The organism is Vibrio sp. 10N.261.51.F12, assembly GCF_041471725.1.
Lineage (GTDB): Bacteria > Pseudomonadota > Gammaproteobacteria > Enterobacterales > Vibrionaceae > Vibrio.
This window is the reverse complement of the sequence record NZ_JBFROV010000014.1, coordinates 236,597-254,849: the sequence shown is the minus strand read 5'-3', so window position 1 is coordinate 254,849 and position 18,253 is coordinate 236,597. Positions and strand designations below refer to the sequence as shown.

Sequence of the window (18,253 nt, the reverse complement as noted above, 5' to 3'; positions counted from 1 at the left end):
GTCCAGATAATGCTGTTTGTTTTGAGATGGTGTCCGTTAACACCAACGGCCTTTTACTAAGTACGGCTTATTCCCAATGAGCCGTATTCTCAAAGAGCAGATCCGTTAATAAACCGTATTGTGATGAAATTAGCATTTGTTTGTGGATATATGAAATATATTAATACTATAGTTTTGATATATTTTGTTTATATGGACATACGACAACTCAAACATTTCATTGCTGTTGCTGAGCTGCAAAATTTCACCCGAGCAGCAAAGCGGATCAATATTGCTCAGCCAGCTCTGAGCATTTCGATTAAAAAATTTGAACAGCAATTGGGTGTTCAGCTTTTTTCACGTATTGATAAACAAGTCATGCTGACTCAAGAGGGGCGTGCACTCGTACCTCATGCTAGAAAAATAATCCAACAAGTGAATGATGCCACATTGGCGATGGACGAGCTAAAGGGGCTGCTAAAAGGTGAGGTACGCTTAGGGACACCAAGCATGATGGGGAGTTACTTCTTTCCGAAAATAGTTATGGCATTTAAGTCCTCTTACCCAAATTTAAAAATGACAGTGGTAGAGGCTGGGACCCAGGATATTCGGAGAATGCTGTTATCCGGCGAGATTGACCTAGGCGTGATCCGTAATACCGATGTGCCCGATGACCTTGAGGTTGACCCTATCTATCGTTCGGAAATGGTTGCGGTTGTGAGTGAGCACCATGCCCTTGCTGACCGTAGCTCTTTAACATTCGACACTTTTTTCCAAGAAGAACTGGTAATGTTTAAACCCGGTTATTTTCATCGAGATTTTATCGACGAGGAATGTCAGCGTTTAGGGATCGAAGCACAATTTTCATACGAGACGAATTTACTACCCATGATACTCAGTATCGTAAAACAAGACTTTGCCATTACCGCGTTATTAGAGCTGGTCACCGAGCATGAACCAAAAACGAGGGGTATCTCCTTTGATCCCCCTGTCTTTGTTGATTTAGCATTAGCATGGCGCAAAGATGGGTATTTATCACGAGCGGATAGAGCTTTTATTGAGTACATCAAAACACACAAAAAGCATGCATAAGATTATCTTTAATTTGACGCATAAACGCAGCGACTCGACATTTATCGTGGCTGACCATTGATTTGGGTTTAATGCCCAACCGATTTTGAGAGCAAATTGACAATCAGAACACCACACACAATAAAGGCGATACCGACTAATGCGGGTACGTCCAGTTTCTGATCGTAAAGGAAGTAGCTCACCGTTGCGATTAACACAATACCAGAGCCACTCCATATGGCATATACAACGCCTAGCGGCATACTTTTTGCCGTAACAGACAGTAAAAAGAATGCGATGCCATAACCAATAATGACGACAACACTGGGTGACAGCTTAGTAAACTGTTCAGTCTTTGGGATGAAAGAGGTCGCGATGACCTCAATGACGATAGCAATGCTAAGTGCAATTGCAGGGGGCATTGAAATAAGAGCTTGGTACATAATGGGAATACGGCCGCATAGGTGGATACGAAACGACTCGTATCCTGAGGAGCGGCAGTATAAATAAATCGTATAATTTTAGTAGAGAAAAATGTGTAATTTATTATTACTATTAAGAAATAATTCTAAGCTATTGAATTAATGTGCTTTTATGATGGAAGGGGAACAGTTGGCGAAAAATGGCGAGCTCTGGATAGCTCACCGAGTTAGTTGGAATTGTACATCTTGTCGAAGTTTTTTTGATTCCAGCCAATCATGACTTGATCGCCAATTTTAAGGACTGGTACCGAGCGTGCACCCATGGCTTGCAGTTCTTTTCTGCCTCTTTGCATTTTAGAGTTTGTTAGCCTGTACTTAATGCCCTTACTGTCCAAATATCGTTGAGCATCTTTACAATGGGGGCATTTATCGGCGATGTAGAGCACTATACGTTTCATTGGGCTACTTTAAATTAAGGATAACGGCAGCATTTTATCGATATTTTTCGATGATTGCCACTGGCTTTGTGGCTCTCAGGCGATTGGACAACTGAAGAGGCGCAAGGTCCACAGTGTGAAATTTGACGACCTTGTTTTTTTTCACGACCAAGGTTTAACAAAGGGAGAGGTATGGATTATTTAGCGATGAACCAAAAAGCGTGGGATCAGCGTACTACGTTGCATTTTGAATCGAATTTTTATGATGTTAATACGTTTATTCGGGGGAAGTCGTCACTCAACCCAATTGAGCTGGAAGAAGTCGGTGATGTGGCGGGAAAGTCGTTGCTACATTTACAGTGTCACTTTGGTCAAGATTCACTGTCTTGGGCGCGTAAAGGGGCCAAGGTTACCGGCGTTGATTTATCGACCAAAGCGATTGAAAAGGCGCGTTATTTAGCGGAAGAAATGGGTATTGATGCCGAATTCATTAATGCCGATGTTTGTCAATTTGGTCGAGAAAATAGCAAGCTTTTTGATATTGTGTTTACTTCATACGGGGTCTTGGGGTGGTTGCCTGATTTAAAATTATGGGCGACGACGATCTCGAACTCGCTAAAATCAGGTGGGCAATTCAACCTGATAGAATTTCATCCAATGATTGACCTATTATCGGGCTACAGTTATTTCGCTCATCAAGCACCAGACATTGAAGAGGGGGGTACTTATACGGAAAATGGAGTTGATCACAAATCGATGACAGCCCAATGGTCGCATCCTATCAGCGAGGTGATTACTGCGCTAAGAGAGGTTGGGATTTCCATCGACAGTTTCCACGAGCACCCATACAGTCCTTATTGCTGCTTCGAAGATCTCATTGAGGTAAAAGGTGAAGGCTATCAAATGCTTCACAAAGGTAAGAACGTGCCATTACTATACTCAATAAAAGGCTACAAAAAATAACGTTATATCGTTAACAAAAAAAGGCGAGTTGTTCTCGCCTTTCCTCAATGGTACTTTTTAATTGTTCATTAGCCTGAATAGCTAGGATCGATAAAGCAAAGTTGTTGGTATAACGTCTCTGTTTTTGGCATTTCAACCCTATTTTGTTGCGCAATATCTAGAACGTTTTTATACATGTATTGCAACTCAAGTGCCCGTTGATGCTTTAGATCTAATAACATGCTCGTTTGATACGGCTTCATCGTCGCGGTGTTGGTGAGCATGGTATCGATGAGTGTCATAGGGAGTTCGGTCCCCGTTGTCTTTGCAACATTCTTTACTTCGATCATGATCGTTTTTGCTAACGCTACAAGCTCCTGGCATCGCATTATCTGTTCTGTATCAGCACTTAACACCGCGGATAAGCCATTAAAAGGTACATTCCAAAGTAACTTTTTCCAGCGAGCCGTTAGAATTGAATTTTCTACATCGGTCTCGACACCACTGTTTTTAAGATCATCTGCAATGTCTTGTACCAGAGGTAGGCTCTGATCGTTAAGTCCGCCGAGCGTAAGGCGGCCATAATCGATGTGATCGATGTGACCAGGACCTATTTTGTTCGAACAGATGAAGCACAAACCGCCCGCAATGAGTGGCGTTTTGATTTGTTGCGATAGCTCTTCCTCTGCGCCAATGCCATTTTGTAACAATACAATGAGAGAGTCGGGCTTTGTGATGGGAGAGACTAAAGAAGATAACAGATGATTTTGAGTGGTTTTAATAGAGACGAAGATAACGTCGGCTTTCGGCATGTCATGGCTAGATTGATAGGCTTGTAGGGCATCCCGTGGGATGGAGAAATCACCGTAATGAGAATCGACGACTAGCCCATTTTCACAAACATGCGAATAATCGGAGTTAAACAGGAAATGGACATCGTGCCCACCATGATGCAACCTAGCACCGTAGTAACCTCCAATCGCCCCCGTCCCTATAATCGCCATTACTTTCTTCGTCATACCTTACTATCCCTGTGACATGTGATAGATGTAATGTACATGAACTGACTACCGAATAAACCTATAGTCGTGATTTTTTTGATCATTATTTCATCATGATACCAACGATTTATTGCTTAATGAGTGAGCTTGAAATTGATACTTAGCGTGTGGTCTCGGTTTTTGAAATAATTCATTGATGAGCAGCGGGAATCCACCGTATTATTCGGCAAAATAAATGCGGCTAAGCCGAGCCGTTGATGAGATAGCAGGATAATAAAATGATTGAAAGAAAAGAGACAAAGCAACGCATGAGCCGAGCAGTCATTCATAATGGGACCGTCTATTTTTGCGGCCAGGTAGCTAAAGACTCAACAAAAGACATCACGCACCAGACCACAACCATGTTGGAAAAAGTAGATGACTTGTTAGAAAGTGTAGGGTCTAGTCGTGAAAAACTATTATCAGCGACCATTTACGTTAAAACGATGGCTGATTTCCAAGCAATGAACGACGTTTGGGATGCATGGGTACCGGAAGGTCATGCTCCCGCCAGAGCTTGTGTTGAAGCCAGTATGGCTCGAGAAGAGTTACTGGTTGAAATCTCAGTCGTTGCCGCGGTGTAACTGACAAGCGTGACATTCAATAAAGACGGTAATAAATAAGGTTATCGTTGCGGGTAACTTTTTACTTACCATGAGTGAGAAGTTCCCTGCTTGTACTTAAACAGTAGATTCTATTTCAAACTTGCTTTGGACTCAGAAATTACGTGCGTCGAATCACTCAATTGATTCGTGTTGTAGCGCGGTATCCTCAGAGACTTGGTTTTCCCATTGTAGCGTTCGTTGTAGTACCGCCTCTAAGATTGGAATACTTCCCAAGGACTTGTACCACAATGAGACGAGTACTAGCGAGTTGGTATTGATGTTGAAAGCATTATTGGTGCCATTGTCGGAATAAACACCCGTTGGAATACTCCGAGAAGTCAGACTGGTTCGCAATACCTCATCATTGAGCTGTTGGCTAAAAGCATCATCAAATAGCACACTAAATCCAAATCCTACTTTGTTACTAAACGTCTGAGGCGTTTCGATAGGTTTCCCTCCAGGGCTGACACTCAACCAACTGGTGCCATAGTAATAAATGTTGTTGTAGGCAAACCATGGGCTTTTACTCATCGCATCTTCGGCGTAGACATGAAGTTTTCCCGTTTGTTCAGAATGTCTCTTTTGCAGCTGATAAAGGGTATCAAGCTGATTCCACCACACTGACGGATTACCAATTTCTAAGGCCAATAATACGTAGGGGTCACTAGTAAAATAAGGCACATTGCGAATATCGATATGCAGTCGCGATCCATCTACATCAATGTTAGTTGTCGTGGTGTTACTGAAACTATCAGTTAGGTTGAACCCGTAGAGAGAAAACCCTTGAGCGGCGTATTGCAAGTACCCCAACCGTCCCTCTTGTCTGAAATACTCTTTTCCTTTGTAAAGCTTAGTGCCATACAAGGTTTCATCTTTGATTGCAGCAGAGAGTGCCCACCGTGAGGTGATGGTATTAATGATTGGAGTGAGATCGGGAAATGAAGCCTGTGTGATGTTGAGCCAGATGAGAAGTCGTCCAATATCCAGCGCTGACCAGCCATTGCCGTTACTCTTAGTCGTGCTGTAACTGCCTGCCGGCAACCCCGTCTTAGTGTTGTATTCCCTATTAGGCAGTTTGTCATTATACAAAGGGAAATCAGCAAGCGTTGTTAAGGTGACAGTGAGCCTATCACGTGTCACCTCGGTGGTTTCAAACCCTAGGGCATGAAGGGCAAGCGTGGCGGCTAATCCACTTGCCACATCCCACATGGTGGCGTGATGGTAACCTTGAACGGAGTCCCACATTCCCGTTTTATCATGATAATTTTTTTCAAAATAGTATTGTGCTTTGTGCGCGAGCAATCGGTCGTTTCTTGTCAGGCGTTGAATATCTGGTGTAAAAACAGTTAGCAATTCATCTGCGTGATGATTGTCTTCATTAGGGAGTGACGTAGCGGCGATAGGAGGAGAGATCGCACGCCTTTGAAAATCAATGTCCAGGCTCTTGGGTAGCGCTGTCCCGGAAGCCGTTTGCTCAGGCGCGATTGAGCGCCCGCCATAAAAACTTGGCGATTTAGGTTCTTCAATATCGGCAACTGCGGGCGCTATCGATACAAGAATGATAGCGAGCCCCTGCAATAATCGTAATGACAATGAAATAACCTTGAAGTCGATCTGTAAGATAACTTAATGATAATACAAAAGTTATCAATTTCGAATTTGTTAGTTCTTTAATGTCTCAAAACTGAACACTCGCCACTTATAATAATTGGTTATTTTTTAAACATTGCTACTGTCTTTATTTGGGTTGAATTGATATCATAACGTCGTCAATGGACTGTATTGAGTCAACGGATAGGCAGGGCTAAACCAACAGGTGCTGCTATGCGAAACTTTATCGATACCTTAACTCATTCAGAGCTATCACTCGTACGCCACTCGGCGACGGTGCTCAAACAACGCCTTACTTCGACACGAGACTACCAACTTAATCAACAACAAAAAGACAGGGTATTAACCTATCTGGGTGAAACTGAACTGTCTATGCAAGACTTTGGTAATCCACTAGATGCGCATGGTGTTATCGCTTTTTCCTTTGGGGATAGCTCAGAGGTTAATCAATGCCTCGCCAAGGAAGCCATGGCACTACTGAAAGAATACCCTTATCTAGATGCACATCTTCAACAAGAAATTGCAGAGCATGCTATCGCTTCAATTAAACGTGCTCATGTCATTGGTAGCGAAGATTATCAAACGACTACCGATATTGCGACGCAAGCCCTCCACCGAGCGGTAGGGCGAAATGTGGTGGTTGTCGCTCAATCATGGCATGCCAAACGCTGTATTGAGACTTGCGAGGCTGTTGGGCTCAAGGTGGTCGCATTGAGAGCCGTTGACCGATTTCCAGAATATGACCCACAGCCCTGGGTTCGAAATCCAATCAATTGGATCTTAAAAGAGAGCCATAGAGCGGTAGCAAATGGCGCTGAAATTAGTCAACAACTTAAGTTGGCATAGTATCAAACAACGATCGTTAGAAAAGTCATACAAACGGAGCTAACAATTTGTTTGTTATGATTTTTCTTATTAGTTAAAAAAATACACATTGCGAACACACTTACTATACTCCCTTCTAGGAAGGAACCTAATCAGGAGTAGAGTGTTTTATGGATCGCATACAGCCCGCATTCAAACAAACAAGAAAAGAACTATGGGTCGTTTGTTACTTTAGTTTTGTCATTAACTTTCTTGTGTTGTCCCTACCTATTTATGGTCTTCAACTATTTGATCGTGTCCTTTCCAGTTCGAGTTTAGAGACGATGTTTGCATTAATGGGCATCGCGCTTTTTCTTGTGACTGCTCAGTTTCTAATGGAGTACATACGTACCGAGTTGTTACAGAAATCAGGGCTAAAATTAGACGCTTCTCTTAGTGGGATTTTACTCGCAAAGAGCATTTCACAATCGTCCGTGACAAATCGAATTGAAAAACAAGGATTACAAGATTTATCTGAAATACGCAATTTCCTTGTTACGCCTTCTACTTCCGCGATTTTTGATCTGCCATGGGTTCCTATTTTCCTTATCATTCTATTTATGCTTCATCCTTATATTGGTGTGGTTGCGTTGATGGGGTGTGTGATTTTCATGCTGTTAGCAGTAGTGATGATGCTGCAAAGTCGTCAAGCGAATGAAGATTCAGGTAAGTATTCCAATCGAACCAACATGGAGTTAAACGATTATTTGCGTAATGCTCCGATGATAAAGGCGATGGGCATGTCCGAGAATATTGGAAGGGTATGGGAAACGAAGAGTGAAAAATTACTGAGTTATCAATGGGAGGTGAACTCCCGAATAGGCCGATTACTCTCAGTGAGCCGCTACGTTCGAACGATTCTACAGATATCCGTATTATCACTTGGCGTCTATCTTGTCTTGACTCAACAGCTAGGGACTGGCGCTATCATTGCAAGTTCAATCATTATGGGACGGGTATTGTCACCCTTTGAACAAGCCGTCTCAGGTTGGAAGTCTTGGTACAGCGCGATGGGCGCATGGAAACGTCTTAATGCCTATGACGAAAGTAAAGAGGTAAAGAAAACGACGTTGCCTAAACCCAAAGGCCACATCCAATTTAAGAACGTCGCTCTCAAACTTCCAACAATGAAAGAGCCCTTGTTGCAAAATATCAATTTCAAACTAGGTAATGGTCAATCCCTGGCGATACTAGGCAATTCAGGATCAGGTAAGTCGACCCTAGCAAAGCTCATTATGGGGATATATCAACCAAGTGTTGGGATGATAGAGGTGGATGGTGCAGCCATAGAGCAGTGGTCTGAATCTCAGTTCGGACAGCACATTGGTTACCTCCCTCAGCACGTTGGTTTATTGTCCGGCTCAGTTCGAGACAATATTTGTCGTTTCAGTGAAGCGAAAGACGAGGATGTGGTAGCGGCGGCAAAGCTGGCATGTATTCATGAGTTGATCATATCGTTACCTGACGGTTATCAAACGTATTGCGGAGAGGGCGGTTTGCAACTGTCGGGCGGGCAAATGCAAAGAATTGGTTTAGCACGGGCTATTTTTTCCAATCCTAAGGTGTTGGTACTAGATGAACCGAATTCAAACCTTGATCCAGAAGGGGAGGTCGCGTTAGCGATCGTACTTCAGCATTGTAAAGAGAATGAGATTACAACGGTTATGATTAGCCACCGGCCCGGTTTTTTGAGGCAAATGGATTGGGTCATTTTACTCAAGGATGGCAAGGTTGAAAAAGCGGGCAAAAGCGATCAATTCTTAGGGTTACACTCTGACGTTGACAACGTAACGAGCACTTCTAATCCTCAAACCCGTACAGCAAGCTAGGAGTATTTATGATTTTTGATACGTCAAAAGTAGTAAGAAAAGGCATTATTCTTAGCTTGATTACGACCGTTGGTTTTGTTTGGTGGGCAACGTCTGTTGATTTGAGTGCTGCCTCTATTGCTCGGGGAGTGCTGGTGGTCGAAAGTAAAAGAAAACAAGTCCAGCATTTAGAAGGGGGCTGGGTAAAGCAAGTGTATGTTAAAGAAGGGCAACATATAAAAGCGGGCGATGTGCTGCTAGAGTTGTCCAACTCACGAGCAGAAGCGGATTTTCAACGATTAACCTTGAAGGCTATTTCTCTTGATTATCAAAAACGTCGGCTTGACGCTTTACTAGAAGGAAATAATCAAGTTGATTGGACCTTCAAAGACAACAGCGTAAGCATAGACACTCTCGATAAAACACAAATCATCGCCAACGTCATCAGCAGTGAGCAGCTCCAGTTTCAGCAAGCTTTGTTAAAGTTGGAGCTGACGGAAGGGCAATACATACAGCGCAAAGCCTTACTCGATGAACAAATTCGCGGAGGTATGTTTCAGCAAAGAGCGATAGCAAGACAACGCGCGTTATTGAAAGAAGAAATCGATATGACGCAAGGGCTGGTAAAAAAGGGGTATGTGTCTAAAACACGCATGCTAGAACTGAAAAGAGCGGCAGCAAGAGTCGATGCTGAGCTGGCTGAAATTGCTGCAGAGACCGAAGTGAATAATCGCCAACTTAAATCCCTTGAACAAACACACCAAGGCCAGCTTCTCGAGCTAAAACAAACCTATTCCTCTCAGCTTGCTCAGATACAAAAAGAGTCTCGTGATATTAGTGAGGCATTGAAAGCGGCAACGGATGTTAAGTCTCGAGTGACGATCCGCAGTGAGCACAATGGTACTGTGGTTGGACTCAATGTCGCCAGCGTTGGTGGTATTGTTAACCCCGGTGATGTGCTGATGGAGATTGTTCCTGATAGTGATGAATTGATTATCGAAGCGTTGATACCCCCACAAGATATTGACGTCGTTAGAGTTGGGCAACAAGCAAAAGTGAGATTAAGTGCTTACAACGTTAGAAAAACTCCGCCCGTCGATGGAGAGGTCACTTACATTGCAGCGGACAGATTAAGCACTGAAACCAATGAGCAACAAACGGGTTATATGGTTAAAGTAAAGCTTGCTAGTGATGCATTGGCAGGGCTTGACAATATCGAGCTTTATCCTGGAATGCAGACGGAAGTGTTTATTGTTCTAGAGAAACGAACCTTGTGGGATTATTTAACCGCGCCGTTAACCGTGAGCTATTATCGCGCGATGAGAGAGGTGTAAAAATGGAACCTGAAATGGCATTTTGGCTTTCTTTCTATGCGGTGTTTTTTATATTGTCGGTCATTGTTGGTATAAAAAAAGGTCGAGTGGTGGCAGGGGTACTGCTTGGTTATGTATTGGGCCCCATAGGACTCATCATGATTTTATGCAGCTCTGACAAGCGCATGATTCCTTGTCCACACTGCGGAGAGAAAACCCATCGTCATTCCTATCAGTGCCAATGCTGTCATGAAAAAGTGTACGGTTGTTTACATAGCGATTGATGGCTTTTCAAATGGCATTTTAGCGATCTAAACAGGCATCAAAGTTTGTGGCAGGCACCGCCAAGAGTTCGGCGATGCCTACTTTACACAATATTGGGTTTATTGAACCACTTCCCCTGACTCAATGACCGTTTTTCGGACGACTTGACTGAAATCTAATGCTTCTTTACGAATCGCATCCTCATCAACGGTTAACATATTTCGGTCTTGCATAATGATTTTCCCATCCACGATGGTGTGCTTTACGTTGCCAGAATTTGCTGAGTAAACCAGTGCAGAGTATGGGTTATAAACCGGAACCATATTGGGTGCTTTGACATCAATAACGATCACATCAGCCAGTTTTCCGACCTCGAGTGAGCCGATTTTATCTTCCATGTGTAATGCACGAGCCGCACCCATTGTTGCCATATCAATGACCTTAATTGGCGGCATTGCGGCCCGGTCTTTATTAACAAGCTTATGAACTTTGGCCACTTGGTTGAACTCATCAATCGTGCTTAACGTATTGCCTGACATTGGACCGTCAGTGCCTAGCCCGATACGTACGCCGTCGTCATACATCTTAAGAGCGGGTGACACGCCTTTCGCCGACTTGATATTAGCACTCATGTTGTGCGCGACACCCATGCCAGATTGTTTCACCAGTTCAATATCTTCGTCATCAACCAAAATCATATGAGCGCCGACTAAGTTCTCGTTGAGCGCGCCAATGCTGTTCATATACTGGACCGGCGAAAGCCCTTCGGAGCGCTCGGCAATTTTTTCTTCTTCGCGATGAGACTCCGCAAGGTGGATCATGACAGGGACATCATGTTCTATCGATAGCTTAGCCACTTTTTGAAGGATCTCAGTGGTGTTCGTATATGGAGCATGTGGTGCAAATGCGGGGGTGATACGTGGGTGGTCTTTGTATTCTTCGATAAAGTTTAATGCGTATTTAATGCCTTCCTCTGCATTGGCTGCATCGGCAACCGGGAATTTGATGACGGTCTCGCCAAGCACGGCCCGCATTCCTATTTTATCGACAGTTTTCGCGACTTCGTCTTCAAAGTAGTACATATCGGCGTACGTAGTGACGCCGCCTTTAACCATTTCTACGTTACCTAAATTGGCACCAATACGTACCATATCACGTGATACCAATTTAGCTTCTAGAGGAAAGATGTAACGGTGTAAGCGATCAGGGACGTCGTCTGCTAATGAACGGAATACCGTCATTGATACATGCGTATGGGTATTTATTAGACCGGGCATGACGATATCGCCATCGACATTGAGAGTGTGTTGAGCCTCGTAGTGTTCCGCTAATGATTGATCGCCGACGGCTATAATCTTGTTATCCTTTATCGCGACGACTCCGTTCTCATAAATTGATTTGTCTTGGTCCATGGTTAACACCAGAGCATCAGTGATCATGAGGTCGACTTTCTCCGCCGCAAAAGATAGTGAGCTGACACTAGCGATAGCAGCGGCAATCAGTGTTTTTTTGATATTCATAAGAGGCCCTTTGGGAGTTCGTCGGTTAGTCAATGGGGTAATCGTTTTCGCAATCCTATGAGGTATTGAGCTAAATGCAATTGGATATGTCTGGGTTTGTCGACGCGCTCAAATAATATAAATATGAGAGTAGAAGCATCTTGTAACGGTGAATACGTTTACTCGAATAAGGTAAAAAGCGTTTGAAACACAATAATGCATGCACTACAACGTATGCACTTCGGTTTATCATTGATTTAAATACTGTTGAAATAAATAAAAAATGCGTCTTTGTTGTAAATCCTCCGTCTTTATCGCTATGGCTACGAGTCTGGCCGCCGTGTAATCAGTAAAATGGAAAGAATTGAACATAAAGCAAGCGTCATTAGATAGCGCCTCAGTGGCATCAAGGCTCCTTAATTATGCTGAGTCGGTGCGGTCGACAAACTCGCATTGTCGACGGAGCCTTCTTACGCCGTTCGATGTAAAAAGGACGGCAGAGAACGCCTGCAGACGTGAGGTGGACTAACCATAGGAATGGACGTGTTTGGTTATTCTTAGAGGCAGAACCACGATCGATGCGGTATTATTTCGCTCATATCTTCGGAAAACGAATACCAGAATAGTACACCGAGCCTTGCGGCTATGAACGCGACATAGGCGATAAAAATAGAAAGAGTCATTACATTATGAATAACGACAACCCCAAATTTGTGCCTCAGCAATTCATTGAAGATGTCTGTGAATGGGAAATCATGCACGGTGTCGCGTTTCGCCAAGCTGACAATACGGCAAGGCACGTTCCGTTCAGTATTGCCCCAATGACGATGGAGCGAACGGTATACAATCATTTACTTACCGTAACCCCTTTGATTGCAAAGTTGGTGAGCAATGTATCTGAAGACCATGATTTTTTACAATCATCGCTAAATGATATGGCAAAAGCAGACTCGTTTTTTGGCCGCTTGATGGAGCTCCACCAACAAGCACATGGTAGCGTCCTACAGCGCCTACAACCTGCACGTCAGCCATTGCTTCTAATGCGTACCGATTTTATGGATGATCGCCAGCATGGCGCGAAGGTTATTGAATTTAATGGCATCGCTGCTGGTATGGGACCGTTTGGTCAGCGCGCCACAGAGCTCCATCGTTTTGTTCAAAGCCAATGGAGTGACGTGTACGAACACTGGGTAGAAGATAGAGCAGCGATGCCGGCGAACAATCAAGCGATGCATCAGCTTGCCCTTGGCATTGCGACGGCGACTAAGAAAGTGAAGGCGCACTTTAACGAAATGGAACATGATGCAACCCCGACATTTTTAATGGTCGTGCAGAAAAATGAAGACAATGTCTATGATCAGCATTTATTGGAAGTTGAGTTACAGAGACTGGGTGTTCGAACACTGAGGCGCACGTTCGAGCAATTAAGTACGCAGTTATCAACTGGTGGTATGTCGGACAGTGGCAATCCACGTCTTATTCTTGATGGCGTTGGAGCGATTGATACCGTCTATCTGCGTGCTGGATACCAATATTCTGATTATTGGGCGCCAGAATTAAAAGAAGATATTTGTTGTCATACGCTGAGCCAGACGAGGCTGTTCATTGAAAAACACTATGTTGCCATGAACGCGACGATTAGCCAGCAATTGGCGACGAGTAAATCGATGCAGATGTTGCTAACCATGATACCTGCCGCAGACTACATACGTTGGGGACTTTCTCTCGAAGACGCTAAGCTTATAAAAAGCGTATTAGCTGACATGAAGCCTATCTCAGCTGAGACGATTGAATGGTTTAATACCCGCGCCAATAAACAGCAATGGGTACTCAAAAACCAAGGTGAAGGTGGTGGACACTGTGTCTTCGGCGACAAAATCAGCGATACCTTAATGGCACTGAAGCCAGAAGAGTATGATGCGTGGGCATTGATGCAACGTCTCTATCCACATGAGCGCGAGTCACCAACCATCGCCGTTCGAGATGGTCAGCAAACGATAGTGTCAGATTTAGTGAGTGAGATTGGTTTGTTTACCGCGCACTATCAAGGCCATGCGGTTACCGAAAACAATGGCTATGCGGGGTATTTAATTCGCAGTAAACCGGCTAGCGAAAATGAAGGAGGAATCCATAGCGGGCTGGGGATTCTAGATTCTCTGGTCTTAGTTAGCTAATTTTGCTTATCGTTTCATCTACGTATCTGGTTACCCATCAGCGTAAACGTATCAGCCTCGTCATTGACGGGGCTTTTCTCATATGGCTCGCATACAGATAGATCTTTATCGAACTTCGTTGCCGCGAACGATACCGCTTCGGATAATAGATTTATACTCTTGTTGTTTTTCGTTTTAAGTCATTGATTTTATGGTTTTTTTGGCATGGCAAGAGCCTTGGTTTTAGTGTGAGCAGCCCGTTAGTCGTTTGTTGGTGTGATTAGACGAATACATCGACGTTGTTAGTGTGTATTCCTATGGCTTACCTTTGTATTTGATAGTGGTTAGACTAAGTAATTAGTATTACTTGCTCTAATGAGTGTTTCTATATGTTATTGGTTAATGACGATTAAGAGTACGGGGTAATAATTAACAAATGCTGCTTGGGTTTTGGTGATGAAATAGAACTGAATATAGCCGTTATTATTGGCATCACTGACGGGCTTGAATTCATTTAGGAATACAAACCCTATCATGAAAGCGGAAATAATTTTTAACACTTCATTTGACTCTACACTACCATTGTACTGCGCTGATTCAGTATACTCTTCGATAAGTTACTTAAGATCTAACCTATCGATCAATGAGGTAAATTTTGTTTAAGCGTTGGTATCAATTATTTATCGTAATGGTGTTGGCAGTGTGTACGCATACTGCTATCGCTGATGAGTACTTGTCGCTTGAGCCAATACGCGAAACGGTTACCATTCAATTGAGTTTGGACTTAGATAAAATAGATAGTCAACATACGGCTATTGTTGATGAATCTACGGACGAAGGCTCTGCAAAAAATGATTATGCGGGTGTAAATTATTTCTCAGTGCCGAGAAGAACACTCAGTGATAAGCATGACTTAAGGTTTAGCTCTGCACCGGATTACCACCTAATAATCTCGCTTTTATCTCCATCATTGTTAGATGTCTCAAAACAAGCTTATGCATTGATACCTCTACAACTTCATTGGACAAGTCGTGTTACTGCGTCATTGTCACGTCTATCCGGTTGGAAAGACGGAAATGCACTCTATTCCCACCGATTACCACACCTCTGTTAATTTTGTCCATATGAGCGATTTACGCGCTTAAAAGACAACATATACAACGCCCAATTACTGAAGCTATAGCTTTGTGCATGGCTAAATCATAATGATATGGTTGGAACAAAGGCTGGCTGTTTGAGCGTCACGTCTACGGCCATGTTCTTGTTAATTGACACGTCTTGCTAACGGTTACGCCATTACGAATGGTCTGTATCATGAACACTAATGTACTGCGTGGGCGTCATAATGATGCTGTTCAGTCAAAGGTGAGGTAAGCAGATCGTGTCTATTCATCAAGGCCATCATACGCTTAAAACTAGCCGTGGAGCAGCCTTGCATGGTTGACGGTGACTTGCAGGCTAGAGGGTTTGCTATGTTAGGTTTCTGTCGATGAATATGATGGCGTTGAAGGGCGGTGCGATGCACAAGAGTACTGGCTAACCATCGCACCATACGCAGTTCTTAAACTCGAATGTTGGCAATAAAAGCGCTGGGACATATAGTGTGCTCTGAGGCATATAGCGTGATCTGAGACATATAGCGTGATCTGAGCCAATATCCATCATTTGAATGTGGTGGTGAGAAACGGTGATGTAAGCGAGATTCATACATTTAGTGATGACCATTTGATCAAAATCAGACTCATTTTACTATGGTGTTAGCGCTTATTTTTGCTTAAATGATATATTTTTCGATTCAATGTTAGCAACAACCGTTTTTCAGCCTATTAACGAGCTATTATGGAGACATCGACCAAATTCCATGAGGTTAAATTACTGATCCAATACTCTTTATTTAATATTTTAAAATAACATTCATTAATTTATTTGACTGTTGATTATTTTAAGGTTGAATTCGCAAGTTTTGTCTCTTTCTTCCACTCGTCATAAACGCTATTTTTTGCTGTTTTATTACTCTAGTTAATAACCCCCGATACTAATTAGTTCCCACTATTTTTAAATATGTTGTTAGCGAGTAATTAGTGCCGGCTTATTCGGCTGAACGATATTGATAACTCTGTTTTTAATTAATTTTTATCGGCTCAATGCAAATATTTACAGCCCAAAGTTAATGTTTGTTATTTCTTAATTTATACCGCTATTATCATCCAGTATTGACGCGATAGTTATCCAATAATCACATTTTGATTTGTATTACAAATATGTATTTTTATTCACGTTGTTTATGTTTATTTATGCTCTAAGCTATTGTTTTTTAAGGTTTAATTTCATTATATTTAATTATATAAAACAGGCGATCTATGTCTCACCAATGTAGTTTTGTACTACAAATAAGGTAGTCAAATACGTAACCTTGGTGACGTAAATTAACCCCAAAACTATAAAGGTTGAAATAATGACTATTGATACACTCGTGGTTCTCGCCTACTTCTTTTTCTTAATAGCAATCGGTTGGATGTTCCGTAAATTTTCAACGTCTACAAGTGATTACTTCCGAGGTGGGGGTAAAATGCTTTGGTGGATGGTTGGTGCAACGGCATTCATGACCCAATTTTCTGCATGGACGTTTACGGGTGCCGCGGGACGTGCATTTAGTGATGGTTTTGTTGTTGTCATCTTATTTTTGGCCAATGCATTTGGTTACCTATGTAACTATCTCTACTTTGCACCAAAGTTCAGACAGCTCCGCGTTGTAACTGCGATTGATGCCATTCGAATGCGTTTTGGTAAAGTATCGGAGCAGTTCTTTACGTGGGCTGGTTTGCCAGACAGCATGATTTCGTCAGGGATTTGGTTGAATGGCCTAGCTATTTTTGTGGCTGCTGTGTTCGATATTCCAATGGAGGCGACGATTGTTGTCACCGGCATTGTTTTGATGTTAATGGCGGTAACAGGTGGTTCTTGGGCTGTTGTTGCGTCTGATTTTATGCAGATGCTGGTCATTATGGCGGTAACCATTACTTGTGCTATTGCAGCGTATTATCACGGTGGTGGGATAAGTAACATCGTATCTAACTTTGAAGGCGACTTCTTTATTGGCAACAACCTAAATTACATGAGCATCTTTGTACTTTGGGTGGTTTTCATCTTTATCAAGCAATTCGGTGTCATGAACAACAGCATTAACGCGTATCGTTACTTATGTGCAAAAGACAGTCAAAATGCTCGCAAAGCTGCGGGACTTGCTTGTGCGCTTATGATTATTGGCCCAGTTATTTGGTTCCTCCCGCCATGGTATGTTGCTTCATTTATGCCTGAGCTTATCGAAGGTTATGATGTTGGCGCTGATGCAGCCTATCTAGCGTTTGTTGAAAAGTTGATGCCAGCTGGAATGGTCGGCTTATTAATGTCAGCAATGTTTGCTGCCACCATGTCATCAATGGATTCAGGCCTTAACCGTAACGCCGGTATTTTTGTTATCAATTTCTACAACCCAGTACTTCGTCCAAAAGCGACAGAAAAAGAACTGATGCTTGTGAGTAAACTGACGACGGTTTTGATGAGCTTCATCATTATCGGTATTGGTTTGTTTATTAACTCACTTCGTGACCTCAGCTTATTTGATGTCGTTCTTAATGTTGGAGCATTGATTGGTTTCCCAATGTTGATTCCAGTATTGCTCGGTATGTTAATGCGTAATACACCAGATTGGTCTGCGTGGGCTACGTTACTCGTTGGTGGTGCTGTTTCATTTATTTTTGGTGTTTCATTGGAAGCACATCATATTGAAAGTTTATTCGGCTTAGAGCAGACGTTGACGTTGCGTGAATGGGCTGACTTGAAAGTAACGCTGAGTCTAGCCGCACACGTTATCTTTACTGGAGGTTTTTTCGTAGCAATCGCACTAGCATACAAAGACCGTACATGCAGAACGCCTGCACGTGAAGCTGAAGTGACAGAGCTGTTTAAAAACTGGAATACGCCTGTTTATGCTGACTCTGAAGATCAACAAAACTTAGACACGAAGCAGCGTAGTATGCTCGGCAACCTCATTTGCGTGGCCGGTTTTGGTATCTTAGCGATGGCATTGATTCCAAATGAAACGTCAGGCCGTATGCTATTCCTTTTATGTGGTTCCATTGTTCTTGTCGTTGGTGTGGCATTGGTTGCCGCTGCGAACAAGGGCAGCAATAAGTTGGCAGCGCAACAATAGGTTGGGTACGTGAAACCAAAAGGATGATGTGA

15 protein-coding genes are annotated in these 18,253 nt (G+C 43.0%); 10 read left to right on the top strand and 5 right to left on the bottom strand.

Going from position 1 to position 18,253, the window contains the following annotated elements:
• Positions 1-192: 192 nt before the first annotated feature.
• A complete protein-coding gene (locus AB4405_RS08400) occupies positions 193-1,071 on the top strand; it encodes a LysR family transcriptional regulator (RefSeq protein WP_372060410.1) in 879 nt (292 codons plus the stop codon).
• Between the two features lie 68 nt (positions 1,072-1,139).
• Here the strand turns inward: AB4405_RS08400 and AB4405_RS08395 are convergent, their stop codons facing one another.
• Together AB4405_RS08395 and AB4405_RS08390 are read right to left on the bottom strand one after the other, a co-directional pair.
• Positions 1,140-1,472: a multidrug efflux SMR transporter gene (locus AB4405_RS08395; RefSeq protein WP_372060409.1), complete on the bottom strand. Its 333-nt coding sequence runs from the start codon at positions 1,470-1,472 to the stop codon at positions 1,140-1,142.
• 227 nt (positions 1,473-1,699) lie between these two features.
• Positions 1,700-1,930 (bottom strand): glutaredoxin family protein, encoded by a 231-nt coding sequence (locus tag AB4405_RS08390; protein WP_372060408.1) that lies wholly within the window; start codon positions 1,928-1,930, stop codon positions 1,700-1,702.
• 171 nt (positions 1,931-2,101) lie between these two features.
• On the opposite strand from AB4405_RS08390, the gene AB4405_RS08385 reads away from it, so the two are divergent.
• Positions 2,102-2,872 (top strand): bifunctional 2-polyprenyl-6-hydroxyphenol methylase/3-demethylubiquinol 3-O-methyltransferase UbiG, encoded by a 771-nt coding sequence (locus AB4405_RS08385; protein WP_102470580.1) that lies wholly within the window; start codon positions 2,102-2,104, stop codon positions 2,870-2,872.
• Between the two features lie 68 nt (positions 2,873-2,940).
• Here AB4405_RS08385 and AB4405_RS08380 read toward each other — a convergent pair whose 3' ends face one another.
• Positions 2,941-3,870, bottom strand: a complete 930-nt coding sequence (locus AB4405_RS08380) for a 2-dehydropantoate 2-reductase (protein WP_372060407.1) — start codon at positions 3,868-3,870, stop codon at positions 2,941-2,943.
• 260 nt (positions 3,871-4,130) lie between these two features.
• On the opposite strand from AB4405_RS08380, the gene AB4405_RS08375 reads away from it, so the two are divergent.
• Positions 4,131-4,475, top strand: coding sequence for a RidA family protein (locus AB4405_RS08375; protein ID WP_102470582.1), 345 nt, complete (start codon positions 4,131-4,133; stop codon positions 4,473-4,475).
• Positions 4,476-4,628: 153 nt separating this feature from the next.
• Here the strand turns inward: AB4405_RS08375 and AB4405_RS08370 are convergent, their stop codons facing one another.
• Entirely contained in the window at positions 4,629-6,089 is a 1,461-nt protein-coding gene (locus AB4405_RS08370; RefSeq protein WP_372060406.1) for a DUF3131 domain-containing protein, read from the bottom strand.
• Between the two features lie 231 nt (positions 6,090-6,320).
• Here AB4405_RS08370 and AB4405_RS08365 point away from each other — a divergent pair, with 231 nt between their 5' ends.
• The 4 genes from AB4405_RS08365 to AB4405_RS08350 all read left to right on the top strand — a co-directional run bounded on the left by AB4405_RS08365 (position 6,321) and on the right by AB4405_RS08350 (position 10,376).
• Positions 6,321-6,953 carry a hypothetical protein gene (locus tag AB4405_RS08365; RefSeq protein ID WP_372060405.1) on the top strand — a complete coding sequence of 211 codons (633 nt, stop codon included), beginning with the start codon at positions 6,321-6,323 and terminating at the stop codon, positions 6,951-6,953.
• 149 nt (positions 6,954-7,102) lie between these two features.
• A complete protein-coding gene (locus AB4405_RS08360) occupies positions 7,103-8,800 on the top strand; it encodes a type I secretion system permease/ATPase (RefSeq protein WP_372060404.1) in 1,698 nt (565 codons plus the stop codon).
• An 8-nt stretch (positions 8,801-8,808) separates the two neighbouring features.
• On the top strand, positions 8,809-10,113 hold the full coding sequence (locus tag AB4405_RS08355) for an HlyD family type I secretion periplasmic adaptor subunit (RefSeq protein ID WP_372060403.1): 1,305 nt from the start codon (positions 8,809-8,811) through the stop codon (positions 10,111-10,113).
• A gap of 2 nt (positions 10,114-10,115) precedes the next feature.
• The gene (locus AB4405_RS08350) at positions 10,116-10,376 is read left to right on the top strand and encodes a hypothetical protein (RefSeq protein ID WP_102470586.1); all 261 of its coding nucleotides are present in this window, start codon (positions 10,116-10,118) and stop codon (positions 10,374-10,376) included.
• 99 nt (positions 10,377-10,475) lie between these two features.
• Here AB4405_RS08350 and AB4405_RS08345 read toward each other — a convergent pair whose 3' ends face one another.
• Positions 10,476-11,876, bottom strand: coding sequence for an amidohydrolase (locus AB4405_RS08345; RefSeq protein ID WP_372060402.1), 1,401 nt, complete (start codon positions 11,874-11,876; stop codon positions 10,476-10,478).
• A 668-nt stretch (positions 11,877-12,544) separates the two neighbouring features.
• On the opposite strand from AB4405_RS08345, the gene AB4405_RS08340 reads away from it, so the two are divergent.
• From AB4405_RS08340 to AB4405_RS08330, 3 genes are all read left to right on the top strand, one after another.
• Entirely contained in the window at positions 12,545-14,029 is a 1,485-nt protein-coding gene (locus AB4405_RS08340; RefSeq protein WP_372060401.1) for a glutathione synthase, read from the top strand.
• 634 nt (positions 14,030-14,663) lie between these two features.
• Entirely contained in the window at positions 14,664-15,122 is a 459-nt protein-coding gene (locus AB4405_RS08335) for a hypothetical protein (protein ID WP_372060400.1), read from the top strand.
• A 1,341-nt stretch (positions 15,123-16,463) separates the two neighbouring features.
• A complete protein-coding gene (locus AB4405_RS08330; protein ID WP_372060399.1) occupies positions 16,464-18,221 on the top strand; it encodes a sodium:solute symporter family transporter in 1,758 nt (585 codons plus the stop codon).
• The last annotated feature ends 32 nt before the right edge of the window (positions 18,222-18,253 follow it).

What these genes read in the sequence shown, in the direction of transcription:
- AB4405_RS08400 (WP_372060410.1), top strand. Translation starts at nt 193, where the DNA reads ATGGACATACGACAACTCAAACATTTCATTGCTGTTGCTGAGCTGCAA.
- AB4405_RS08395 (WP_372060409.1), bottom strand. Translation starts at nt 1,472, where the DNA reads ATGCCCCCTGCAATTGCACTTAGCATTGCTATCGTCATTGAGGTCATC.
- AB4405_RS08390 (WP_372060408.1), bottom strand. Translation starts at nt 1,930, where the DNA reads ATGAAACGTATAGTGCTCTACATCGCCGATAAATGCCCCCATTGTAAA.
- AB4405_RS08385 (WP_102470580.1), top strand. Translation starts at nt 2,102, where the DNA reads ATGGATTATTTAGCGATGAACCAAAAAGCGTGGGATCAGCGTACTACG.
- AB4405_RS08380 (WP_372060407.1), bottom strand. Translation starts at nt 3,870, where the DNA reads ATGACGAAGAAAGTAATGGCGATTATAGGGACGGGGGCGATTGGAGGT.
- AB4405_RS08375 (WP_102470582.1), top strand. Translation starts at nt 4,131, where the DNA reads ATGATTGAAAGAAAAGAGACAAAGCAACGCATGAGCCGAGCAGTCATT.
- AB4405_RS08365 (WP_372060405.1), top strand. Translation starts at nt 6,321, where the DNA reads ATGCGAAACTTTATCGATACCTTAACTCATTCAGAGCTATCACTCGTA.
- AB4405_RS08360 (WP_372060404.1), top strand. Translation starts at nt 7,103, where the DNA reads ATGGATCGCATACAGCCCGCATTCAAACAAACAAGAAAAGAACTATGG.
- AB4405_RS08355 (WP_372060403.1), top strand. Translation starts at nt 8,809, where the DNA reads ATGATTTTTGATACGTCAAAAGTAGTAAGAAAAGGCATTATTCTTAGC.
- AB4405_RS08350 (WP_102470586.1), top strand. Translation starts at nt 10,116, where the DNA reads ATGGAACCTGAAATGGCATTTTGGCTTTCTTTCTATGCGGTGTTTTTT.
- AB4405_RS08345 (WP_372060402.1), bottom strand. Translation starts at nt 11,876, where the DNA reads ATGAATATCAAAAAAACACTGATTGCCGCTGCTATCGCTAGTGTCAGC.
- AB4405_RS08340 (WP_372060401.1), top strand. Translation starts at nt 12,545, where the DNA reads ATGAATAACGACAACCCCAAATTTGTGCCTCAGCAATTCATTGAAGAT.
- AB4405_RS08330 (WP_372060399.1), top strand. Translation starts at nt 16,464, where the DNA reads ATGACTATTGATACACTCGTGGTTCTCGCCTACTTCTTTTTCTTAATA.